Source organism: Pseudomonas sp. dw_358 (genome assembly GCF_018449655.1).
GTDB lineage: Bacteria > Pseudomonadota > Gammaproteobacteria > Pseudomonadales > Pseudomonadaceae > Aquipseudomonas.
The window spans coordinates 182,289-204,764 of record NZ_JAAVUX010000003.1 but is presented as its reverse complement, the minus strand read 5'-3'; the positions used below and the strand labels follow the sequence as shown (position 1 = coordinate 204,764).

At 62.8% G+C, this 22,476-nt stretch carries 19 protein-coding genes; 10 read left to right on the top strand and 9 right to left on the bottom strand.

The genetic code is table 11. The features are described from left to right. The first annotated feature begins 32 nt into the window (after window positions 1-32). From lysS to HB675_RS06800, 4 genes are all read left to right on the top strand, one after another. Window positions 33-1,535 (top strand): lysine--tRNA ligase, encoded by a 1,503-nt coding sequence (gene lysS, locus HB675_RS06815; protein WP_213876977.1) that lies wholly within the window; start codon window positions 33-35, stop codon window positions 1,533-1,535. A 103-nt stretch (window positions 1,536-1,638) separates the two neighbouring features. Beyond that, window positions 1,639-2,355 (top strand): TetR family transcriptional regulator, encoded by a 717-nt coding sequence (locus HB675_RS06810; RefSeq protein WP_213877307.1) that lies wholly within the window; start codon window positions 1,639-1,641, stop codon window positions 2,353-2,355. Between the two features lie 25 nt (window positions 2,356-2,380). Continuing rightward, window positions 2,381-3,658 carry a flavohemoglobin expression-modulating QEGLA motif protein gene (locus tag HB675_RS06805; protein WP_213876975.1) on the top strand — a complete coding sequence of 426 codons (1,278 nt, stop codon included), beginning with the start codon at window positions 2,381-2,383 and terminating at the stop codon, window positions 3,656-3,658. Then, window positions 3,630-4,523, top strand: coding sequence for an alpha/beta hydrolase (locus HB675_RS06800; RefSeq protein WP_213876973.1), 894 nt, complete (start codon window positions 3,630-3,632; stop codon window positions 4,521-4,523). The genes HB675_RS06805 and HB675_RS06800 overlap by 29 nt, the downstream gene beginning before the upstream one ends. A 13-nt stretch (window positions 4,524-4,536) precedes the next feature. On the opposite strand, the gene HB675_RS06795 is transcribed toward HB675_RS06800, so the two are convergent. From HB675_RS06795 to HB675_RS06780, 4 genes are all read right to left on the bottom strand, one after another. Beyond that, window positions 4,537-9,102 (bottom strand): NEL-type E3 ubiquitin ligase domain-containing protein, encoded by a 4,566-nt coding sequence (locus tag HB675_RS06795; RefSeq protein WP_213876971.1) that lies wholly within the window; start codon window positions 9,100-9,102, stop codon window positions 4,537-4,539. Window positions 9,103-9,246: 144 nt separating this feature from the next. Then, window positions 9,247-10,023, bottom strand: coding sequence for an OmpA family protein (locus HB675_RS06790; protein WP_213876969.1), 777 nt, complete (start codon window positions 10,021-10,023; stop codon window positions 9,247-9,249). 47 nt (window positions 10,024-10,070) lie between these two features. Beyond that, complete coding sequence (locus HB675_RS06785; RefSeq protein WP_213876967.1) at window positions 10,071-10,484, bottom strand: DUF4398 domain-containing protein; 414 nt, start codon at window positions 10,482-10,484, stop codon at window positions 10,071-10,073. A 255-nt stretch (window positions 10,485-10,739) separates the two neighbouring features. Then, the gene (locus HB675_RS06780; RefSeq protein WP_213876965.1) at window positions 10,740-11,084 is read right to left on the bottom strand and encodes a pilin assembly protein; all 345 of its coding nucleotides are present in this window, start codon (window positions 11,082-11,084) and stop codon (window positions 10,740-10,742) included. Window positions 11,085-11,220: 136 nt separating this feature from the next. Between HB675_RS06780 and ppc the strand changes: the two genes are divergently transcribed. From ppc to HB675_RS06755, 5 genes are all read left to right on the top strand, one after another. After that, the gene (gene ppc, locus HB675_RS06775) at window positions 11,221-13,881 is read left to right on the top strand and encodes a phosphoenolpyruvate carboxylase (protein WP_213876963.1); all 2,661 of its coding nucleotides are present in this window, start codon (window positions 11,221-11,223) and stop codon (window positions 13,879-13,881) included. Window positions 13,882-14,115: 234 nt separating this feature from the next. Further along, entirely contained in the window at window positions 14,116-14,763 is a 648-nt protein-coding gene (gene adk / locus HB675_RS06770; protein WP_213876961.1) for an adenylate kinase, read from the top strand. A 78-nt stretch (window positions 14,764-14,841) separates the two neighbouring features. Further along, complete coding sequence (gene tsaB / locus HB675_RS06765) at window positions 14,842-15,516, top strand: tRNA (adenosine(37)-N6)-threonylcarbamoyltransferase complex dimerization subunit type 1 TsaB (protein WP_213876960.1); 675 nt, start codon at window positions 14,842-14,844, stop codon at window positions 15,514-15,516. A 160-nt stretch (window positions 15,517-15,676) separates the two neighbouring features. After that, window positions 15,677-15,979 (top strand): hypothetical protein, encoded by a 303-nt coding sequence (locus HB675_RS06760; RefSeq protein WP_213876958.1) that lies wholly within the window; start codon window positions 15,677-15,679, stop codon window positions 15,977-15,979. Next, a complete protein-coding gene (locus tag HB675_RS06755) occupies window positions 15,976-16,836 on the top strand; it encodes a DUF72 domain-containing protein (RefSeq protein ID WP_213877305.1) in 861 nt (286 codons plus the stop codon). Before HB675_RS06760 ends, HB675_RS06755 begins: the two co-directional genes overlap by 4 nt. Before the next feature lie 4 nt (window positions 16,837-16,840). Here the strand turns inward: HB675_RS06755 and HB675_RS06750 are convergent, their stop codons facing one another. Next, window positions 16,841-17,458 carry an energy transducer TonB gene (locus HB675_RS06750; RefSeq protein ID WP_213876956.1) on the bottom strand — a complete coding sequence of 206 codons (618 nt, stop codon included), beginning with the start codon at window positions 17,456-17,458 and terminating at the stop codon, window positions 16,841-16,843. Window positions 17,459-17,587: 129 nt separating this feature from the next. On the opposite strand from HB675_RS06750, the gene HB675_RS06745 reads away from it, so the two are divergent. Beyond that, the gene (locus HB675_RS06745) at window positions 17,588-18,343 is read left to right on the top strand and encodes a class I SAM-dependent methyltransferase (protein ID WP_213877302.1); all 756 of its coding nucleotides are present in this window, start codon (window positions 17,588-17,590) and stop codon (window positions 18,341-18,343) included. Between the two features lie 7 nt (window positions 18,344-18,350). Here the strand turns inward: HB675_RS06745 and HB675_RS06740 are convergent, their stop codons facing one another. From HB675_RS06740 to HB675_RS06725, 4 genes are all read right to left on the bottom strand, one after another. Continuing rightward, window positions 18,351-19,031, bottom strand: a complete 681-nt coding sequence (locus HB675_RS06740) for a DUF4197 domain-containing protein (RefSeq protein WP_213877295.1) — start codon at window positions 19,029-19,031, stop codon at window positions 18,351-18,353. 45 nt (window positions 19,032-19,076) lie between these two features. Next, window positions 19,077-19,469, bottom strand: a complete 393-nt coding sequence (locus HB675_RS06735) for a YbaY family lipoprotein (protein WP_213876954.1) — start codon at window positions 19,467-19,469, stop codon at window positions 19,077-19,079. A gap of 143 nt (window positions 19,470-19,612) precedes the next feature. Next, a complete protein-coding gene (gene plsB / locus HB675_RS06730) occupies window positions 19,613-22,096 on the bottom strand; it encodes a glycerol-3-phosphate 1-O-acyltransferase PlsB (protein WP_213877293.1) in 2,484 nt (827 codons plus the stop codon). Next, window positions 22,096-22,473 (bottom strand): hypothetical protein, encoded by a 378-nt coding sequence (locus HB675_RS06725; RefSeq protein ID WP_213876952.1) that lies wholly within the window; start codon window positions 22,471-22,473, stop codon window positions 22,096-22,098. Before HB675_RS06725 ends, plsB begins: the two co-directional genes overlap by 1 nt. Window positions 22,474-22,476 lie beyond the last annotated feature (3 nt).

Genomic DNA, 22,476 nt, shown 5'->3' with positions numbered 1-22,476 from the left:
GGTAACGAACCCGTGATGGAAATTGTGAAGACATGAGCGACCAACAACTCGATCCGCAAGACCTGCAACAGGAAGAGAACACCCTGATTGCCCTGCGCAAGGACAAACTGGCCGCCGTGCGCGCCCAGGGTCAGGCCTTCCCCAACGACTTCCGCCGCGACAGCTATGCAGGTGACCTGCAAAAGCAATACGTCGACAAGACCAAGGAAGAGCTGGAAGCTGCAGCGATCCCGGTCAAGGTTGCCGGTCGCATCATGCTCAACCGTGGCTCGTTCATGGTGATCCAGGACATGACCGCGCGCATTCAGGTCTACGTCAATCGCAAGACCCTGTCGCCGGAAACCCTGGCCGCCGTGAAAACCTGGGACATGGGCGACATCATCGCTGCCGAAGGCACTCTGGCCCGTTCCGGCAAGGGTGATTTGTACGTGGAAATGACCCGCGTGCGCCTGCTGACCAAGTCGCTGCGCCCGCTGCCGGACAAGCACCACGGCCTCACCGACACCGAGCAGCGCTATCGCCAGCGCTACGTCGACCTGATCGTCAACGAAGACGTTCGCGAGACCTTCCGCGTACGCTCCAAAGTGATCGCGCACATTCGCAGCTTCCTGATGCAGCGCGACTTCCTCGAAGTCGAGACGCCGATGCTGCAGACCATCCCCGGTGGCGCGGCGGCCAAGCCGTTCGAAACCCATCACAATGCCCTGGACATGGAAATGTTCCTGCGCATCGCGCCGGAGCTTTACCTCAAGCGTCTGGTGGTCGGTGGCTTCGAGAAGGTCTTCGAGATCAACCGCAATTTCCGTAACGAAGGCGTCTCGACCCGGCACAACCCCGAGTTCACCATGCTCGAGTTCTACCAGGCTTACGCCGACTACGAAGACAACATGGACCTCACCGAAGAGCTGTTCCGTGAGCTGGCTCAGCTGGTTCTGGGCAGCACCGACGTGCCGTACGGCGAAAAGGTGTTCCATTTCGGCGAGCCGTTCGCGCGGATGTCGGTGTTCGATTCGATCCTGCACTACAACCCGGACCTCACCGCTGCCGACCTCAGCGACATCGACAAGGCCCGCGACATCGCCAAGAAAGCCGGTGCCAAGGTGCTGGGCTTCGAAGGCCTGGGCAAGTTGCAGGTGATGATTTTCGAGGAACGGGTGGAGCACAAACTGGAGCAGCCGCATTTCATTACCCAGTACCCGTTCGAAGTCTCGCCGCTGGCCCGTCGCAATGACGACAACCCCAACGTCACCGACCGCTTCGAGTTGTTCATCGGCGGCCGTGAAATCGCCAACGCCTATTCCGAGCTCAACGATGCGGAAGATCAGGCCGCGCGTTTCATGGCTCAGGTGGCCGACAAGGACGCCGGCGACGACGAAGCCATGCACTATGACGCCGACTTTGTCCGCGCCCTGGAATACGGCATGCCGCCCACGGCCGGTGAAGGCATCGGCATCGACCGTTTGGTGATGCTGCTGACCAATGCCCCGTCGATTCGCGACGTGATCCTGTTCCCGCACATGCGGCCACAGGCGTAACAAGGCTGATACAAGCCGCCTCCGATGAGGCGGTTTTTTTTGGCTTGAATTTGCACAAAACGGAAATGGACCCCAACCTCACATGGAACCCAAAGTGACCCCTATACCCCAAGGCGCCGCCACAGTCGCCACCGCCGTCGGCCAGGCCGTCCGCTACCAGGGCCGCAAGGCCGCCCGCCAAGGCAGCGAACAGCGCCGTCAGGACATTCTCGACGCCACCATGCGTGTGGTCGTGCGCGATGGCTTGCGCGGTGTGCGTCATCGCGCCGTTGCGGCCGAGGCCGATGTGCCGCTGTCCGCCACCACCTATTACTTCAAAGACCTCGACGACCTGCTCAACGATACCTTCGCTCATTACGTCGAGCGTAGCGCCGCGTTCATGGCCAAGCTGTGGCTGAACACCGAATCCCTGCTGCGCGAACTGCTGGCCGAGAACGACGGCACACCGGCAGGTCGCTCGCGGCTGGCCGACACTATTGCGCAGATGGCCGTGGATTATGTGCAGCGCCAGTTGCGCAGTCGCCGTGACTACCTGATCGCCGAGCAGGCTTTTCGTCAGGAGGCACTGCTCAATCCACGCCTGGCAGCGCTGGTGTGTTCCCACGAACGCATCCTGCTGCAAGGCGCTCGCCAGCTGCTGGAGGTGTTAGGCTCCCGGGAGCCCAGCGAAGATGCACAGCTGTTGACGGCGATCATCGGCCGCATGGAATATCAGGGCCTGCTCAAGCCGGACACCGCTCTGGATGGGCACCAGATGAATACCCTGGTGCGCTTCATGCACCTGGTGCTGGGCTCGGGTGGGCCAGGCTCTTCTCGATAACCGGCTTCTCAATTGCGGAGTGCAGATGGACGAATACCAGCAGACGATACGTGCCTTGTCCGACCGGATCGTGCAGGCGCAGACGCCGATCCGCGTGCTGGACGCCGTGAAGTGGGACGACAGCATCCGCCAAGGCTTTCTCAAGACCAAAGGCAAGGCGTTGCCGGCCGTTGACCGAGCGTATTACCAGAACCGCCCGCTGGCCTTCGACTCCAGCGCGGTGAAGCTGGAGTTCCAGAACATCGAGCGGGACATCACCCGCCAGCTCGGCCAGTTCAACCCGGTCGGGCAGATCATGCGGCGCATGTGCAAGGAATACCGCATGGTGGTGCGCATGCTTGAAGCGCGCGGCACCGAGGATTTCGGGCTGATTTCCCAGGAACTGTATGGCGCGGCCTCGGATGCCTTCCATGCCGGCGACCCGACCTTGGCCGACCTGGGCATGATGCTCTCTGATTACCTGAACAACATTGCCGGGCGCGGCGACCTCAAGGACGAGGCCAAGACCCTCACCGCCAAGGACGCCGTGGCGATGCTGCAAAGCCGTCTCAACCGCACCTTCGGTGAAGCGGAAGGCACCATCCGCGTGTTCGAGTCCGACGGCATCGTCGCCGACGCGGCGGCCGGTGCCGACTACATCAAGATCCGCGCCGATGCCATGTTCAACGAACGGGATGTACGTGCGCTGGAAGTCCACGAAGGGCTGGTCCATGTGGGCACCACCCTCAACGGCCTCAGCCAGCCGATCTGTACCTTCCTGGCCAAGGGCCCGCCGTCGTCCACCGTGACCCAGGAAGGCCTGGCCATCCTTATGGAAGTGATCGCGTTCGCCTCCTACCCCAGCCGCCTGCGCAAGCTGACCAACCGCACCCGCGCCATTCATATGGTGGAGGAGGGCGCGGACTTTCTGCAGGTCTACGATTTCTTCCGCGAGCAAGGCTTCGAGATGGCCGAGAGCTACGGCAACGCCAGCCGGGTGTTCCGTGGGTCGACGCCCACCGGGCTGCCGTTCACCAAGGACCTGTCCTATCTCAAGGGCTTCATCATGGTCTACAACTACATCCAGCTGGCCGTGCGCAAGGGCAAGCTGGAGCAGGTGCCGCTGCTGTTCTGCGGCAAGACCACCCTGGAAGACATGCGCACCTTGCGCCAGTTGGTGGACGAAGGCCTGGTGGTGGCGCCCAAGTACTTGCCCGAACAGTTCCGTGACATGAATGCCTTGAGCGCCTGGATGTGCTTCTCCAACTTCCTCAATCATTTGAGCCTGGACCGGATTGAAGCCGATTATTCGAACATTCTGTAGGTCGGCGCTGTGGGCTGCGGCATTGGCGCTGGCCGGCTGCAGCTCGCTGTTGTTCTATCCCGCGCCCGGCCAGCCGCTGACCCCGGCGGTGGCGCATCTGGCCTATCGGGACGTGACCTTGACTGCCGCCGACGGTACTCGTCTGCACGGCTGGTGGTTGCCGGCCAAGGCGGGTGTGCCGGTCAAGGGTACGGTACTGCACTTGCACGGCAACGGCGGCAATCTGGCCTGGCATCTGGGGGGCAGTGGCTGGTTGCCCGAGCAGGGTTATCAGGTGCTGATGATCGACTATCGGGGCTATGGCCTGTCGGCGGGTTCGCCAAGTTTGCCGGCAGTGTACGAAGACATCGATGCGGCCTTCGCGTGGCTTCAGGTTCAGCCCGAGGTGCGCAACAAACCGCTGGTGTTGCTGGGTCAGAGTCTGGGTGGCGCCTTGGCCGTGCATTACCTTGGCGAGCACCCGGTGCAACGGGGGCGGCTCAAGGCAATCGTATTCGATGGGGTGCCGGCCAGCTACCGCGACGTGGGACGTTACACCCTGAGCACGTCGTGGCTGACCTGGCCGTTGCAAGTGCCGCTGTCGTGGTTGGTGCCGGACAGCGACAGCGCCATTCGCGCGGTGGAGCGGCTCAAGGGTGTGCCGCAGCTGTATTTCCAGAGCATCGACGACCCTGTGGTGCCCGTGGCCAATGGTATCCGCCTGTTCAAGGCTGCACCGCCGCCGCGCGTACTGCAACTGACACGCGGCGGCCATGTGCAGACCTTCGCCGACCCGACCTGGCGTCAGGTCATGCTCGAGTACCTTGCCGACCCCGAGCACTTCAATGGTCTGCGCCGGCTGGCGATGGTGCCCGACTACCCTTGAGCGCCGAGTGGCCTCAAGGCAGCCGGGACGGCCCCGGTTGAGGTTCGCTGACGATCCACTCGGTGAGTTCCAGCCTCGCCCGCTCCACCTGATCAACCAGCGCCTGATAAGCACGCACATAGGCGGCGCTGTCCAGCTGCAACGAGGTCGGTAGAGGATCGCCTAGCGCCAGCAGGCCACTTGCCATCAATACCGAGTGCAGGTGCTGGTGTTCGACCGGCTCCCCTACCCGTGGCAATTCCTGATTGCTGACCGCCGCGTCCAGGAATTGGCCGATACTGTCGCGCCAGCGGTTGATCGCCTGGATTCGGTCGCGGAAGGTGAAGTCCACGAAGCGCCTCCAATAGGGTTGCTGGTTCAAATACACGGGCAGCAACTCGGCCTGACTGGACACCACGGCTTGGTAGGCCGCGTCCAGCATGTTGGCGGTTACCCAGCCGGTTAAGTCTTTGTAGCGCTGGTACGTCGGCTGATCCCGCAAGCCAAGGCGCGTGGTCAAGGCCATGCGAAAGTAGAAACTGATCTCGCTGGAATCGATGCGACGGGTGTGGGTGGACCAGATCGGGGTATTCGCTTGAACGTATTCCTCTAGCCGCGCCGATCGCCAGTGACTGGTTCCCATCGCTATCAACTCATGCATGGCATTGCCGTCCATGGCCCGGGCCATGGCCTGGTCGGCGTGCAGCATGTTTTCCATCTGTGAAAAAACCAAGGCATCCCGGTCCACACAGGTGATGGCCTGTTGGGCTTGTCCATACAGCTCGCGGCGCAAATCATGGTTGAACGCCCCGCGTATCAGCGCTTGAATGCGCTGGCGTATGCGTGCTGCGGGTGTGCTGGCGGCATGCGAATGGTCTATGCGCACCAGAAAATCGAAAAATTCCACCGAGCTTGAGTCGTGGGCGGCCAACAGTGGATCGGCGCGTGCCAGATCGGCGGTGCTCATGCCTTCCAGCAGTTGCTGGCGATGGTGGATACGCAAAGCCTCGCGTTCGGCAGTGCTGGCTTCGTCCTCGCCCGAGGACAGGTCCGATCCTGAGCCGTGGCTGGACTCATCTGAATCGTAAAGATTGCCGGCCATTTGCATTTCAACGCGAAAGCGATCGCGATCCCGCGGCTGCAGGTTCGCGCCGGAGAGGCGCAGGCCCGGCACGCTACCAGCCCCTTCTGGCACATCGCCGATAAGGAGATGTTCCAGACTCACGTCTTGTATCGAAGTCAGATGCTCCAGGCCAGTGGGCCACCGAGTAATTCCGGTTCTGGACAGATCAAGGTCTTGCAGATGAACCATACGACTGACGTCGGGTGCGTTTTGCAGGAGGTTTCGCGACAGGTCGAGCGCCCGGAGGTGCACCATGTCGGCCAATTCCCTCACGCTTTGCTCGTCGAGCGCAATGAGGTTCCTGTTGAGGTTCAGCTGCTCTATTTGGGCGCGCGCCATGACGGCGAACACCCCCGCTTGAAATTGGACGCTCGAGTTTTCCATGATCAGCGTGCGAATCGAGCCGCTGGCGAGCAAGCACTGCATGTACCTCGCATTCCAGGTGGACGAGGGGTTGTTCTGATCTGAGACCACAAGTGTCTCCAGGACCGGCAGTTGGCCAAGGTCGATGAGGCTCAGGGGGGGCAGCGGTATACGCGAGAGGTCAAGCCAGCGTAGATGGCGCAGTTGCAGCAATTCGGCGGGCAGCTCCTGCAGGGGTAGGTTATTCAGTTCCAGGCGGCCTAACGTGGGCAGGTGACGCAGGAATGCGGGGAGGTTGTCGAGATTTTGCAGGTCCGCCACCCGGAGGCTGTTGACTGCGGGCAAGGGGCATGGCAGTGGAGGCAGTTGATCGAGATCGGCGTTGTCGAATCTCAGCGCAAAGGCATTCATGCCGAGCCGCGCCTCCCACGCGTAGCGCAACTGGTCAGAGGCGTTGGCGCGGGCTGCGCGGATGGCTGCGGAGGGGCCAGCCTGAACCCAGGTGACAAGGGTGCTTGCGAGCAGGGCTTGCTGTTCTTCCAGCACGGCGAGCAGCGGGCCGATGGGTTCGTCGCGGGCGACCTGTTCGGCGAGGAATCGATCGCGGCTGTCGCTCAGCCACAGGGGGGTATGCACTTGCAGGCGGGTGAGGCGTACCCGTGCCGATTCGCGCCGAAGCAGGTCGTCTGTCGGGTCCGGCTCTCGTTGAACCGCACCGACCTGCGGCGGGCTAAGCCAGGTTCTGGGCACGTCCATCCCTAGAAGCAGACGGCTTCGCGCCGGACGCGCCAACGCCATCTCGCGCAGACGCTGGTGGAGCCGCTCGGGCTCGTTTTGGCCAAAGCCCAGGGCCGCGCATTGCTCCGGGCCCAGAATCAGAAGTACAGCGCGATAGAACCCCGATTCGCTGAGATCCTGAGCCAGCAGCACGCTCTGTGCGTGGGTTGCAAACCAGCCTTCGTCGTCGTCGCGGTAAAGGCTCGGGCTTTCGACATCGGCCTGGCCTAACGTGGCCATCGGCTGGCCAAAGCGCCCCTCACGGCGGAGAATCAACGTGGTGCCCGGTCGCCAGCCGTCCAGATATTCAAGCAACCGAATGGCCAGGATCAAAGTGTCTTCGTGTGCCGACCCGGGTTGGATGAAACCTTCGAGCGCACGGCACAGACGTGCCTCCTGCTCGGTGACCAAGGCCTGCTCGGCAATTTCCATCGGCAGCGGATCTTCGGCATTTTGCAGATGGCCGGCAACCCATGTTCGATTGTCGTCGACAAAGCGTTGGGCAATGGCGAGCGGCATCATCGGATAGCGGCGCTGCAATTCGAGTACTGCATTGTCCGCAGGGATCTGCGCCAGCTCATAGAGATGATTGGCGAGCGCAAAGTGCAGTCGCACCTCCCAACTGTCCAAAAACGTGAGCAGATGCGGCAAAGGCACGGGACATTCGACATTTCCATCGAGCGTCGGCAGCGGGCATTCGCCCTCCGCGTCACGCGCAGGGGCCGGGTCATCCACGCCGCGGCGCACGCGAGACACACCGTGCCGGGCATGAGCTTCTGCCAGGGCCTCGTAGAACGCCTTGACCTGGGGAATTCTGTACGGGTCATCGATTGTCTGGCCGTTGCGCAGCCGCTGCATCACAGCAGCGACCTCACCTTGGATTCGGGCGCGCACCAGTACATCGTGCAACAGGGCGGGAACCGGCTGGTCGAGCTGGTATACCCGGCGCAGTTGGGTGTTATCCACTCCGCTGACGCGCCCCAGTTGCAGCAGGCGCTCATCGTCGAACCCGGCGCTGATCGGCCCCAGGCGACGCAGCAGCGACAGCCGGCTCCAACGCTGGGGATGCTCGTGCTCGTGGTGCCAGGCGCCGGCACCGTTGTGATGCAGCCTGGGGCTGTAGGCGCCGGTCTGACGGGGGGGCTGGATACGCCAGTGGCCGTTGTCGTCGCGGCTGACGTGGTAGAAAGCCTCGTTGATGTTGATCAGCTGACCCATGTCGGCTTCGTACAAGCCTCTGGGGTCGGCCTGGCCGGTGGGATGGATGCCCTCCGGCTGGCGATACCCGCTCAGGTCTGCAATCCAGCCGCTGGGCTGCCCAGTGCCCGAGCGCACCCAGTGCAGGGAGGAGATCCAGTCGGATGGCGCCCCGCCTTCGTTTTCTTCGCCGCACCGGATGCCAGCGCCGGCCCCGTCCAGCAAATGCCTTTGCACAGCAGCCCCGAAGTCTGGCAACGCCAGGGTCAACGTCTGCACCTGCTCTACAGTGGTGGCAGTCAGGTAACGAGCATCAGCGAGCAGTCGCGCGCCCATCTGTTCGGCGACGTGGGCGCGCAAACCGTGCGGCAAAGCCCTGGTGTCCAAAGCCAAAGTGTTCAGCATTTGGCGATGACGCAAGGCAATGAAACGGCCGAAGAACGCCTGGAATGCCGGGGCCTGCAATTCGCGGCGCAGGCTCGCGTAGAAGTGCTCCAGGCTGGCGTGCTCTTTGAGTGGGTGCAGGGGATGGCCGGGAATATAGGCGACGCAGGGCGTATCCGGCCCGCTGACCAGCAGGATCACCTCGTGTGCCGGTACATCGTCTTGCAGCAACAGGTAATGGCATTCAGCCAAGTAGTGGCCGAAGAACGGTCCCTGTCGCGCAAACTCGGTCGAATCGGTCGAGTATGCCCCGATGACCCAGTCCAGCAGGCGCCGCCCGATCTTGTTCAGTCGCTGTCCGCTGATCAGCGCCAGGGTGTACTCCTCGCGCAGCGTCGCCAGGTAAGCTTCCTGCTTGCCTTGGCGCAGCGTGGCATCATCCAGTGCAGCACTCAGGTAGTCTGGGTAGGACTCGCCCAGGTTTTGAATCTGTTGCAGGGCGTAAACGTTTTGCGGGGTGATGCTCGCCAGGTCCAGCGCCGCGAGGTCCGGGCGGTGATAGGCATAGAGGCTGTGCAGGCGGCTGAAGGCCTCGGTCGCTTGGCGCCTGGCCAATCGGCCGCTTGCGCTGCGTTCGTTCATTTCTCGGCGTTGCTGGGCATCGGCGTGCTTCAGCCAGGCAGGTTGCTCGGCAGATTCCAGCGGGGAAACGAGCGTCTCGAAATGACGGACGAGGTCAGTTGATGAGTGGGGCATGGTACTGGCTTCCATTGCGGGGAGGAGCCGCTATGGATAACCCGCAGAGCCAGGTTGAATGCCCTACCTATGTATGCCGGGCCACAACGGTGGGCAAAAAAAACCCGCCGTAGCGGCGGGTTTCTGCTGTCAGTGGCCGAACACTCAGTGAGTGCGGGGTGCCACTGGCTGGTTGTCGTTGGAAATGGTCACTTCCACACGACGGTTCATCGCACGGCCCGAAGCGCTGGTATTATCTGCCACCGGGAAGTCCTTGCCGTAACCCTGGGTCACGATACGCGACGGGTCCACACCCATTTTCACCAAAGCCGCCTGCACGGAACCGGCACGGCGCTCGGACAGGCTGACGTTGTAGGACGCCGAGCCGGTGGAGTCGGTATAACCCTCGACGATCACTTTACGTTCCGGGTTCTGCTGGAGGAACTGCGCCAGTTCGCTGACGTTGTTCAGGCCGCTGGTTTTCAGGCTCGCCTTGTTCACGTCGAACAGCACGTCGCCAAACGTGACCACGGTGCCGCGATCGGTCTGCTTGGCGTTGAGGTCGTTCTGCAGCTTCTTGATCTGCTGATCACGGGCATCAAGCAAGGCCTTGGCGCGATCGGCCGAAGCGTTTTTCAACTGGCCTTCAGCCGAGTGCAGCGCGATGGTTTCCTTGGCCAGCTCGACGCGCTGGTTGGTCAGGTAAGCCAGCTGGTCAACTTTCTTGCTGTCGTCCTTGTTGCGGTAGGCCATCTCGGCCTTGTCCAGCCAGTCGGCTGCGTCCTTGGTTTCCAGCGGTGCCAGCGTGCTGGCCTGCGGGTTGGTCTGCAATGAGGTGTAGTTGGTGCGCGCCTGTTCCAGACTTTGGTTAGGCGGGGTGGCACAAGCGGCCAGGCCGACGCTCAGGGCCAACAGGGCAGGGATCATCAATTGTTTACGCATGGTGTTCGTCCTTTAAATCGAATTCGGAGGGCAAAGGGGCTGGGGCGTTATTGCGCCTGGCGCAGGCCTTCATTTTTCAGGTCCTGAACCCCTTGCTGAGAGTCCTTGAGAGCGGCCTCGGCTTTTTCAGCCTGGGCTTTGCGCTCCGCTACACGAGCGTCCCACTCGGCCTGTTCGGACAGCACCCGGGCCTTGTCATAGTTTTCGTCATGCATGGCGAATTCGGCTGCCTTGAGCTTGTCCTGGGCAGTCTTGGTTTCGACGGGTGCGTACTGAGTACCGCCCGCGCTCACCGCGCTGTTGACAGCGGATTGAGCCACGGCATATTGCGAAGTAGGTGGGTTGCCAGCGCAACCGGCCAGCAGCAGGCTGCTGCCCAGGGCCAGGGCAGCCAGTTTCAACGAGCCCACTTTGTGCAGCGATGATTTGGCAGTGCTGATGTTCATGGTCTTCAACTCCATTGGATAACTCCCGAAATACTTCTACATCCATGACAGTCGAAGGTCCCTGCGTACCGGTCTGTTCAGACCTCGATTCACGCGTTCGACTTCTCGTCCTGCGATGGCTTACAAGGTCGGACCAAATGGTTTTTTCAAAAGTTCAAGATTCGTTAGCACACGAACAATATGTCATGTTGGGAATTATGGAGGGGCGAATGGGTCGCGGGCGGACCGGGGGCTTATCGAGAGCGGCGCAAGGCCGCCCTTGACGAGAGATCAGTGCTGAGGCTCGTCGGCCTGCGCCGACAGTTCGTGCAGATAACGCTTGGACAACTCGAGAAACTTCGGCGTCGGCCCCACGTCCTCGTACAGCGGATCGCCTTCCTCGTCCGTGGAGATCACCTTGGTGCCTTGCACATAAGGAAAGCTGGCCTCCAGCTCTTCCAGGGCCGCGCCGATCAACTCGCCCAGCAGTTCTTCGGGATGATGCTTGGGGTACATTTCGCTCAGGGCCGCGAGGCGAGCGGCCGCCTCGACGTCCAGGTGGATGCTGTAGGCGGTCTTGCTCAGCCGCCCGGTGGCGGTCTGCTCCCAGTGCCTTGTCAATTCACGGATCTTCATGGACGACCTCCAGGGTGACGTTGTGCTGCAAGCTTGCAGCTTCAGGCTAGCCTCTACACCATAGAGCAGATTTTCCGCTGCCCGTTCACTCACCACCCCGTTCAGCCATAACCACAATCAAACAGGGAGAAAGCCGATGAGCGATATTGACGCGCGTCTGCGCGAGGACGTCCACTTGCTGGGCCAGTTGCTGGGCAACACCGTGCGCGAGCAGTACGGCGACGAGTTTCTCGAGAAGATCGAGCGCATCCGTCGCGGTGCCAAGGCCGACCGCGGTGCCCAGTCACGCCAGGCGTCCTTGGAGAGCGACATCAATGTCGAGCAGCTCAGGTCCAGCCTCGATGCGCTGGGTGAAGACGACCTGCTGCCCGTAGCGCGCGCCTTTAACCAGTTCCTCAACCTGGCCAACATCTGCGAGCAGTATCAGCTGATCCGCCGGCGCGACGAGGGCCAGGGCGTGGCTTTCGAGAACCGCGTCTTGCCCGAGCTGCTGGAGCGACTCACGCAGGCCGGCCACAGCGGCGACTCACTCGCCCGGCAAGTGGGGCGGCTGGACATCGAGCTGGTGCTGACCGCCCACCCCACGGAAGTGGCGCGGCGCACCTTGATACAGAAGTACGATGCCATCACTGCCCAGTTGGCCTTGCAGGACCACCGTGACTTGATGCCCGCCGAGCGTGAGCAGATCAAGCAGCGCTTGCATCGGCTGATCGCCGAGGCTTGGCACACGGAAGAAATCCGCCGTGTACGGCCCACCCCCGTGGACGAGGCCAAATGGGGCTTCGCAGTCATCGAGAACTCCCTGTGGCAGGCCATTCCCAACCACCTGCGCAAGGTCGATCAGGCCCTGCACGCGGCCACCGGCCTGCGCCTGCCGTTGGAAGCTGCACCGGTGCGCTTTGCCTCGTGGATGGGGGGCGACCGTGATGGCAATCCCAATGTCACCGCTGCCGTGACCCGCGAAGTGCTGCTGTTGGCACGGTGGATGGCGGCCGACCTGTTTCTCGCCGATGTCGACCATCTGGCCAGTGAGCTGTCCATGCAGCAGGCCAGCTCGGCGTTGCGCGCCCGCGTCGGTGACAGCGCCGAACCTTATCGCACGCTGCTCAAGCAATTGCGCGAGCGCCTGCGCGCCACCCGCAGCTGGGCGCAGGCATCGCTGGCGGTGACCCAGCCGGCGGGGGAGGAGGTGCTGAGCAACAACCGCGACCTGCTCGAACCCCTGCAGCTGTGCTTCCAGTCCCTGCATGAGTGCGGCATGGGTGTGATTGCCGATGGCCCGCTGCTGGACTGCCTGCGTCGAGCCGTCACCTTCGGCCTGTTTCTGGTGCGCCTGGACGTGCGGCAGGATTCTGCCCGCCATCGCTCAGCCATGAGCGAAATCACCGACTACCTTGGGCTGGGGCGCTACGAAGACTGGGATGAGGCGACGCGGGTCGAATTCCTGGTGCGTGAATTGAACAACCGCCGGCCCTTGCTGCCGGTGCATTACAACCCCTGCGCCGACACCGCCGAGGTCCTGGCCACCTGTCACGAGATCGCCGCTGCCCCGGCGGCCTCGCTGGGTTCCTATGTCATCTCCATGGCGGGCTCGGCCTCGGACGTGCTGGCCGTGCAACTGCTATTGAAAGAAGCCGGTGTGTTGCGTCCGATGCGAGTGGTGCCGCTGTTCGAGACCCTCGCCGACCTCGACAACGCCGGCCCGGTGATCGAACAGCTGTTGCAGTTGCCGGGTTACCGTACGCGGCTGCATGGCCCGCAGGAGGTCATGATCGGCTACTCGGATTCGGCCAAGGACGCCGGGACCACGGCGGCCGCCTGGGCGCAGTACCGCGCCCAGGAGACCCTGGTCGATATCTGCCGCGCCCAGGATGTCGAGCTGCTGTTGTTCCATGGCCGCGGGGGCACCGTAGGCCGTGGCGGCGGCCCGGCTCACGCGGCCATTCTGTCGCAGCCGCCGGGATCAGTGGCGGGGCGATTCCGCACCACCGAGCAGGGCGAAATGATTCGTTTCAAGTTCGGTCTGCCGGACATCGCCGAGCAGAACCTCAACCTGTACCTGGCCGCCGTGCTGGAAGCCACCCTGTTGCCGCCGCCCAAGCCCGAGCCCGCCTGGCGCGGGGTGATGGATGAACTGGCGGCCGATGGCGTGCAGGCGTACCGCAAAGTGGTGCGTGAGCACCCGCAATTTGTCGAATACTTTCGCCAGTCCACCCCCGAGCAGGAGCTGGGGCGCTTGCCCCTGGGCAGCCGTCCCGCCAAGCGTCGCCAGGGCGGTATCGAAAGTCTGCGGGCGATTCCGTGGATTTTCGGCTGGACCCAGACGCGCTTGATGCTGCCGGCCTGGCTAGGTTGGGAGACCGCGCTGAGCAGGGCACTGGAGCGGGGCGAAGGCGACCTGCTGCGGCAAATGCGTGAACAGTGGCCATTTTTTCGCACCCGCATCGACATGCTGGAAATGGTCCTGGCCAAGGCCGACAGCGACATTGCCCGGTTCTACGACCAGCGCCTGGTGGACGATTCCCTCAAGCCCTTGGGTGAAGAGTTGCGCGACCTATTGTCGCAGGCATGTCAGGTGGTGCTCGGTCTGACCGGGCAGTCGCAATTGCTGGCGCACAGCCCTGAAACCCTTGAATTCTTTCGCCTGCGCAACACCTACCTCGACCCTTTGCACCTCTTGCAGGCCGAGCTGCTGGCACGCTCGCGTCAGCGTGAGACCGCGCTGGACAGCCCTCTGGAACAAGCCCTGTTGGTGACAGTGGCGGGTATTGCTGCGGGACTTCGCAACACCGGTTGAGGACGGGGTGCAACCCGCACCGGGTTGCACCGGCGGGCTGCCCTCGACGGGCGCGGCCACAGACCACAGGTTCATGCGACTTTAGGCGTCTTGTGTGGCTCGGGCGCGCTGTGTATCTTGATCAGCCTTTGGCCGCCAATGTCGGTCACGATCACTATTTTTGGGAAGGGCGTCAGGCAGTTACAGCGGCCGACGCAGTTCGACAGTTTTCTATAAAAATTGAGGAGTACATCGATGCGCGTGATTCTGCTGGGAGCTCCCGGGGCCGGCAAAGGTACTCAGGCGAGTTTCATCACCACCAAATTCGGTATTCCGCAAATTTCCACTGGCGACATGCTGCGTGCAGCGGTCAAGGCCGGTACTCCGTTGGGGCTTGTGGCCAAAAGCGTGATGGACAGTGGTGGCCTGGTGTCCGATGACCTGATCATTGCCCTGGTCAAGGAACGCATTGCCCAGCCCGACTGTGCGAAGGGCTTCCTGTTCGACGGGTTCCCGCGCACCATCCCGCAGGCCGAGGAGCTGGTCAACGCCGGTGTCGAGCTGGATTACGTGGTGGAAATCGCCGTGGCCGACGAAGAAATCGTCAAGCGCATCGCCGGTCGCCGCGTCCACGAAGCATCCGGCCGCGTCTACCACACCGAGTTCAACCCGCCGAAGACGCCGGGCAAGGACGACCTGACCGGCGATGACCTGGTGCAGCGCAAGGACGACACCGAAGAAACCGTGCGTCATCGCCTGTCGGTCTACCATTCGCAGACCGAACCGCTGGTCAAGTTCTATCAGAACCTGTCGGCGGCCAAAGGCAAGCCCAAGTACAGTCACATCGAAGGCCTGGGCAATGTCGAAGACATCACCGCCAAGGTACTGGCTGCCCTGAGCTGATGTGAAAGCCCTGCCAACGGCCCGCTTGCGGGCCGTTGGCGTTTATACTGCCTCCCTTTTTCTTGCCTGGATCGACCGATGACCACCTTGCTGGCCCTGGATACCGCCACCGAAGCCTGTTCCGTGGCCTTGCTGAATGACGGCAAGGTGCTGAGCCACTATGAGGTGATCCCGCGTCTGCATGCGCAGAAGCTGCTGCCGATGATTCAGCAGCTGCTCAGCGAGGCGGGCATTGCGCTGTCGGCGGTCGATGCCATCGGCTTCGGTCGCGGGCCGGGTGCCTTCACCGGCGTGCGGATCGCCATTGGCGTGGTCCAGGGCCTGGCCTTTGCCCTCGATCGGCCGGTGTTGCCGGTGTCCAACCTGGCCTTGCTGGCCCAGCGCGCCTGGCGCGAGCACGGCGCGTCGCAGGTCGCGGCGGCCATCGATGCGCGGATGGATGAAGTTTATTGGGGCTGTTACACCGAGCAGGCCGGGGAAATGTGCCTGGCCGGTGACGAAGCCGTGCTGGCCCCGGAGTCAGTCGTGCTGCCAGGCGAGGCCGGCGGAGACTGGTTTGGTGCTGGCACCGGCTGGGGCTACGCAGACCGCCTTGCAGTCGAAGCCAGTGCCATGGATGCCGGGATGCTGCCCCATGCCCTCGACCTGTTGACCTTGGCGCAGTTTGCCTGGGCGCGGGGGGAGGGGCTGGCCGCCGACCTGGCCCAGCCGGTCTACCTGCGTGACAAAGTGGCCGTCGCCAAGGCACGATAGGCTCGGTTTGCCGGATTTTCTCGGCAGAACCGGCTGTTCATCGGGTAAATGTGACCATGTGCAAACGTTTTGCAATACTGGCGGTCTAGTTATCACACGGCTCATTGCGCTGGCGTCTAACGGCCAGTAAATTGCCACCCTTGATACCGAGATGTAGCACATGCGCATAGACGGCCTTCCCACTTCTTCGTACCCCATCAAGCGCAAGCCGCGCAAAGCGGCCGCGCGTGTGGAAGACGATATCGAAGACGTTGAAGGCCCATTCGAAGCCGTTGCCGAGCCTGTCGTGCGTCCGCGTACCAGCGGGGGCGGCAATGTCAGCAGCCTGCCGGCCCGTCAGCAGGACGTGCTGTTCCAGCGCGCCATGAGCCGCAGTGCTGCCCACGCGCTGGCCAGCTACATGACCACCTCGACCTACGTCGACTGGGACCTGGAAGTGCTGGGTCTGGACGTCCACATCTGACGGTCGATCTGCCCTATTTCCTGGGCTGCCCTTCGTGGAGCGAAAATGCCTGGCGCGGATCGCTCTATCCGTCTGCCTCGCGCCCAGGCGACTTCCTCGGACACTACTGCCAGGTCTTCAACGCCGTTGAAGGCAATACCACGTTCTATGCACGGCCCTCTGTCGCCGTGGTCGAGCGCTGGGCACAGGTGTTTCCCGCCCATTTTCGCTTCACGGCCAAGTTTCCCCGAGACATCAGCCATGGCGGCAACCTGGCGCTGCAATTGCCGGCTGCCGAGCAGTTCTGCCAGTCGCTGGCAGCCCTTGGGGCACGCGTAGCGCCGTTCTGGCTGCAACTGCCGGCCACTTTCGCCCCGCATCAATTGAATGAACTGGTGGCCTTTATCGAAGGCTTGCAGCGACCCTTGGCTGTGGAGGTGCGCCACCCCGGCTTCTTCGCCAAAGGCGAGGATGAGCGGGCGCTGAACCGGATCCTCATGGAATACGGGATAGAGCGGATCTGCCTGGACTCGCGGCCGTTGTTCAACTGTGTCTCCACTGACCCGGCCGTACTCCATGCCCAATCGAAAAAACCTCGGCTGCCCGTGCGACCCACGGCATTCAGCCAAGCCCCTCAGGTCAGGTTCATCGGTGGGCCGGACTTGCAGGCCAACGACCGCTATCTCGGCCAGTGGGTGGATAAGGTTGCAGGCTGGATCGAGGAAGGGCGTACGCCGTATGTATTTTTGCACACGCCGGATAATCACTTGGCTGCGGCGCAAGCGTTGCGTTTTCACCAGCAGTTGAGGGAGCGCTTGCCTGGCTTGCCGGTTGTCGAGGCAGAACCCTTGGAGGCTGAACAGTTAGGGCTGCTGTAGGGGGTCAGGCCGAAATGCGCAAGTTCTGCACCACCACCGGGGCCGCCCAGTGATGGTCGAAGTCCAGGTCGGTCTGTTGTCTGGCCAGGGTCTGGCTGTCGTAGGGTTCGGCAGGCTTGTCGGCCAGCTCCCATTCGAATTCGGCAATCGGCAGGTTCAGGGCTCGTGGGCGCGGCGCAGGGCCGGGTTCACCGAGGTCCTGGCCAGCATTGAGTACCAGTGGGCGGACCCACCCACTGTCGAAATCCAGCTGCTTTTGTTGTGCGGTCAGTTCATCGGCGCTGAAGGGCGGTGCAGCCTTGTCCAGCAGGTCGGTGTCGAACTCGGCGATGGGCAGGAACAGTGGCTCCGGCGGCTTGACCTCGGTACCCTTCACGTCGCACAAACGCTGCATGTTGACCTGCGCCAGCCAGTCGCTGCCTGCAGTGGGTTCGGCAGCGACGTCGGTGACGACCGTTGCGGCGCTGACGTCAGTGCTGTCCTGGCTTTGCTGGTCCTGCATCGCGCGGGCGAAAAAATCCTGCCACAGGTGGCTGACGCCGCCCAGGGCCTGGGAGTTTTTCAGGGCATAGTCGCCAACGGGCGAGATATATCCTGGCGATGTAGTGGTCAGGTTGGACATGTGGGTCGCTGCAATCAGGTGTCGGCTAAATACCGGATACAGGGCTTATCGGCGGACTCGGCGATTGGTTTAATTTTTTTCATGGGATTTTGATCGGTGGAACCATCGTCACAACAGTCACACACCCGCATCGAGGTGCAGGCGCATGGTGCCTCTCATCAGGCCGCAGCCGAGCAGTGGGCACAGCGCCTGGGCTTGCCGCTGCACATCGACGCCGCGGAGTTTGCCTTGCAAGTCACCGATATCGGCCTGCAGTTGCAACAGTTGAGCGACGATGCGCCAGGCCCGGTGCGGGTCGACTTTGTCGAGGGTGGCGCGGCGCACCGGCGGCTGTTCGGCGGCGGTGCCGGGCAGATGATTGCCAAGGCGGTCGGGGTGCAGCCCGGTGTGCGCCCGGCGGTACTGGATGCCACGGCGGGGCTGGGCAAGGATGGTTTTGTGCTGGCCAGCCTGGGCTGTCAGATGAGTTTGATCGAGCGCCAGCCAATCATCGCGGCCTTGCTGGAGGACGGCCTGCAGCGAGCGGCGGCGGACCCCGACGTAGCCGTCATCGTCCAGCGCATGCGCTTGCTGCAGGGTAATTCCATCGAGTTGATTGCCCAGTGGCAGGACGTGCCGCCCCAGGTGATCTACCTCGACCCGATGTTCCCCCACCGCGACAAGAGCGCGCTGGTGAAGAAGGAGATGCGCCTGTTCCGCCCGCTGGTGGGCGATGACCTTGATGCCCCTGCCTTGCTGGCCGCTGCCCTGGCCCTGGCCAGTCACCGGGTGGTGGTCAAGCGCCCCCGCAAGGCACCGTGCATCGAAGGGGCCAAGCCCTCCCATACGCTGGAGGGCAAGTCGAGCCGGTATGACATCTATGCCAAGAAGGCGTTGAAGGGGTGAACGCCCCTCAAAGCGCGCTGAACACTTTCTTGGCCAGGCTGGTGGCCGCCGCCATCGGGTTGGCGCGGATGTTTTCTTCTTGCTTGGCGATCATCTTGAACAGCCCGTCCAGGGCCTTCTCGGTCACGTAGCCTTCGACGTTGGCGTCCTTGCTGTCCACCACGCCCAGGCTGGCGGCCTGGCCGGCAAAGCTGTTGTATTTCTGCGCCAGGCCGACCTTGTCGGTGGCTTGCTTGACGATGGGCAGAAACTTGGCGCGAATCTGGTCGCGGCTGGTCTTGCTCAAGTATTCGGTGGCCGAATCCTTGCCGCCGGTGAGGATGCCCTTGGCATCGGTCAAGGTCATCTTCTTCACTGCGTCCACCAGCAGCGCCTGGGCCTGGGGCATGGCGGCCTCGGCGGCCTGGTTCATGCTGGTTTCCAGTGATTGCACCTGGGCGCCCATGCCCAGTTTCTCCATGGTCTTGGCGACTTTGCCGAGCTTGCCCGGCAGCTCGATGCGCACGTCCGGGTTGTTGCTGAAGCCCCCGGGCACGCCCAGTTGCTGAACGGCCACTTGCGCGCCCTGGGTCAAGGCATCCTTGAGCCCACCACCGGCGTCCTGCTGCGACAGGCTGCCCAGCGACAGGGCCATGGCGTTGGCAGACAGCAACAGGCCGGCAAGTGACAGGGCGGAAACAGCGAGCAAACGACGAATCATGGGCAAATCCTGAAGACAAGGGGAACGGGACGTTTATTGCGCCGGATCGACCCGAATCCTCAACGGCTGCGGGTCTTGGCCGTTCAACTGTACGTCATGATGCGCGGTAGTGACGAATAACAAATGGCCCCCCGCCTCGATTCGCGCACTGACCGAGTAGCGATGGCCCGGTTTGACGTCCTTCGGGTGGTACACCAGCCGCCAGGGGATGGGCACCTGGCCGGTGATCGGACCATCGTATTCAGCCAGGGCGATAGCGGGGGCATCGGCCAGGGATACGTCCTGCAGCTTGACGTTGAGATGGGCGGAAGGCGGCAGGGCGATGCGTTGCAAGTACACGACTTCGCCTTCCAGCGAAGCTTTGTGCGAGAACGTGGAACAGCCGCCGAGCGCCAGAACAGCGGCCATGAGCAGGATTTTGTGCATGGGGTTCACCAGAGCAGGGGGATGCATGAAGGCTAGTCCAATTTGGAGGTGGGGCGTAGCTTGCTCGGGAACACTGGCACCACCACTCTGTACGGCTATCGCGTACACCCGTTCCCGAGCAAGCCCGGTCCTGCGGGTACCGGTTACACCGGTATCTCGCCCTCATCCCCTCGCTGCAACGCCACCTGGCGGATCGAAAGGCGGATCTCCGCCGGCAGCACCCGCTTGGCCATCCCCTCTGCCAACTCGCCCAGGGCCTCGTGATAACCCAGCTTGCCGGCTTCGTTCTTGCGCAGGACGCCTTGGTCGACCAGCTGCGCAATGAAGTGCCGGAACAGGCTCTTGTCGAAGAATTCCGGTGCATTGAGCCCGTGCAGGATCGACAGGCGCTGGGCCATGACCACGCACAGGTCCTCCAGCTCCACGGCGTCGAGGCTGTCCTGGCCGCTGTTGATCAGCAGTGAGGTGGCCATGTAGAACCGCTGCAAGGTCTGGGCAATGGCCCGCGACAGCAGGGTCAGCAGCACGAACAGTCGCGAACTGGGCGCCGGGCGCAGGTACATCTGGTTGTCGAAGCGCAGCAGGCCCTGCTCGACAAACGCCATGAGCCATTGATCGACCACGGCGTCCAGCTCTTCCAGGCTCCAGCGCAGGAACAGTTCGGCTTGCAGGTACGGGTACAAGGCGCGGGTATAACGCAGGATCTGCTCGCGGCTCATGCGAGACGCGCTTTGGAAAAAGCACGCCAGCAGCGACGGCAGAGCAAAGATATGCAGGACGTTATTGCGGTAATAGGTCATCAGCACCGCGTGCTGCTCGTCCAGGTAGAGGATCCGCCCCAACGCGTCTTTCTGCTCGCTGAGCAAATTCATGCCGCGCACGTACTCGATCAATACCTTGCCATCACCCTCGGGCAAGCTGATGTGGGGTGAATAGGGCACCTGACGCATCAGGGTCAGGTACAGGTCCAGGACGCGGGCCAGCGCGCGCTCGTCCAGGGCCAGCTTGCTGGTGGCGAGCAGGGCCATGGCGACCATGTTGACCGGGTTGATGGCTGCTGCTTCGTTGATGCGTTGGGCCACGGTCAAGCCCAGACGCTGGGTCGTCGCGTTGAGCCAGGCCGGTTTGAAGTGCGGGTCCGGCGTTTCGTCGCGCCATTGCGGATGTTGCTGATCGAGAAACTCGGCGAGCTTGATCGGCTCGCCGAAATTCACCGCCACCTGGCCGAAGCGCTGCTTCAGCGCGCTGAAGACTTTGAAGATATCGAGAATCGACTCTTTCTTCTTGCTGGCCCCGCGCAACTCACCGAGGTAGGTCCGGCCTTCCAGTACACGCTCATAGCCGATATACACCGGCACGAACGCCACCGGCATCCGCGATGAACGCAGGAAGCTGCGCACGGTAATGGCCAGCATGCCGGTCTTGGGTTGCAGCATACGCCCGGTACGCGAACGACCACCCTCGACGAAATACTCCACCGGGAAGCCTTTGCTGAACAGCGTGTGCAGGTATTCGTTGAACACGGCGGTGTACAGCGGGTTGCCCTTGAAGGTACGGCGCATGAAAAACGCCCCGCCCCGGCGCAGCAGGCTGCCGACCACCGGCATGTTCAGGTTGATCCCGGCCGCGACATGGGGCGGGGTCAGGCCGTTGCGAAACAGCAAATAGCTGAGCAGCAGGTAGTCGATGTGGCTGCGGTGACAGGGGACGTAGACGATCTCGTGGCCCTGGGCGATGTCTTGCACACTCTCCAGGTGGTTGACCTTGATGCCGTCGTAGATCTTGTTCCAGAACCAGCTGAGCACCACTTCGAGGAAGCGGATTGCCGTATAGGTGTAGTCCGAGGCGATCTCGTTGCCATAGTGCAGGGCCTTGTCCTGCGCCTTGTCCAGGGCGATATTTTCGCGGGCCGCCTCGGCGGCGATGGCTTCGCGCACCTGGGGTGCGTGGACCAGCCCCTTGACCAGGTTGCGGCGGTGGGAGATGTCCGGCCCGATCACTGCCGCCTTCAGGTTGCGAAAGTGCACCCGTAGCAGGCGTTGGGTCATGCGCACCGTGCGTTCGTGGTCCTTGTTCTGCTGGACCAGTTCGCGCAAATGGATGGGCGCGGAGAACTGCACCCGGGTCTTGCGGCCCAGGGCGACGATGCTGAGCAGTTTGCGCAGGCGCCCGGTGACTGCCCAGCTGTCGGCGAACAGCAGCTTCCACGGGCTTGACTCACTCGCCGGAGACTGGCCCCAGAACACGCTGATGGGGATTATCTGGGCGTCTGGCACCGCGTCATTCTGCAGCGCGGTCACCAAGCGCTGGAGGGTCGGCGGGGCACCGCGCTTGTCCTGACGGCCAAGCCAGTCCGGCGCCGGGGTCAGGTAGAAAAACGCATCGGACTCCATCAGGTCGCCGACTGCGACCGGTAGTACCGGCCGGGGCAGGCCGGCTTTGGTGCACTCGTGGTCAAGCACCGCGAGGTCGCTCAGCGACGGCGATTGCAGGGCGTAGAACACCGGGCGGCTGCGGTCCAGGTCGAGGTTGAACGAGGACTGGTTGATGGTTTCCGAGCGCACCCAGAAGTACAGGACCCGGCGCAAGGCGCCATACAGCAGGTGACGCAGCGGCGTGGGGGTCATCATGCAGTACGCCAGGTGATCTCTTCTTCGCCGTCGCTGCTGATGCGGATCCAGCGGTCGGCAGTGTCTTCACCTTCTTCCTCGACCCAGCTGCCGGGGGCGCAGCGCACCTCGACACCGAGGGCAGCAAAGGCGGAACGGGCGCAGGCGACGTCGTCGTCCCAGGGGGTCTGGTCACTCTCCAGGTACAGGCTGTTCCATTTGCCTACCGCCTTGGGCAGCCAGGTGATCGGCACGCCACCGGCCACGCACTTGTAGGTCTGGCCTTTCTGCTGCCAGTCGGAGCAGGGGCCCAGAACCTTGCCCAGCCAGGCGGTGATGGCCTTGTGATCGACCTCGGCGTCTTTCAGGTAGATCTCGATATCGGGTTGGCGCATGGT

What these genes read in the sequence shown, in the direction of transcription:
- HB675_RS06805 (WP_213876975.1), top strand. Translation starts at nt 2,381, where the DNA reads ATGGACGAATACCAGCAGACGATACGTGCCTTGTCCGACCGGATCGTG.
- HB675_RS06795 (WP_213876971.1), bottom strand. Translation starts at nt 9,102, where the DNA reads ATGCCCCACTCATCAACTGACCTCGTCCGTCATTTCGAGACGCTCGTT.
- plsB (WP_213877293.1), bottom strand. Translation starts at nt 22,096, where the DNA reads ATGACCCCCACGCCGCTGCGTCACCTGCTGTATGGCGCCTTGCGCCGG.
- HB675_RS06735 (WP_213876954.1), bottom strand. Translation starts at nt 19,469, where the DNA reads ATGCACAAAATCCTGCTCATGGCCGCTGTTCTGGCGCTCGGCGGCTGT.
- ppc (WP_213876963.1), top strand. Translation starts at nt 11,221, where the DNA reads ATGAGCGATATTGACGCGCGTCTGCGCGAGGACGTCCACTTGCTGGGC.
- adk (WP_213876961.1), top strand. Translation starts at nt 14,116, where the DNA reads ATGCGCGTGATTCTGCTGGGAGCTCCCGGGGCCGGCAAAGGTACTCAG.
- HB675_RS06725 (WP_213876952.1), bottom strand. Translation starts at nt 22,473, where the DNA reads ATGCGCCAACCCGATATCGAGATCTACCTGAAAGACGCCGAGGTCGAT.
- HB675_RS06780 (WP_213876965.1), bottom strand. Translation starts at nt 11,084, where the DNA reads ATGAAGATCCGTGAATTGACAAGGCACTGGGAGCAGACCGCCACCGGG.
- HB675_RS06750 (WP_213876956.1), bottom strand. Translation starts at nt 17,458, where the DNA reads ATGTCCAACCTGACCACTACATCGCCAGGATATATCTCGCCCGTTGGC.
- HB675_RS06760 (WP_213876958.1), top strand. Translation starts at nt 15,677, where the DNA reads ATGCGCATAGACGGCCTTCCCACTTCTTCGTACCCCATCAAGCGCAAG.
- tsaB (WP_213876960.1), top strand. Translation starts at nt 14,842, where the DNA reads ATGACCACCTTGCTGGCCCTGGATACCGCCACCGAAGCCTGTTCCGTG.
- HB675_RS06790 (WP_213876969.1), bottom strand. Translation starts at nt 10,023, where the DNA reads ATGCGTAAACAATTGATGATCCCTGCCCTGTTGGCCCTGAGCGTCGGC.
- lysS (WP_213876977.1), top strand. Translation starts at nt 33, where the DNA reads ATGAGCGACCAACAACTCGATCCGCAAGACCTGCAACAGGAAGAGAAC.
- HB675_RS06785 (WP_213876967.1), bottom strand. Translation starts at nt 10,484, where the DNA reads ATGGAGTTGAAGACCATGAACATCAGCACTGCCAAATCATCGCTGCAC.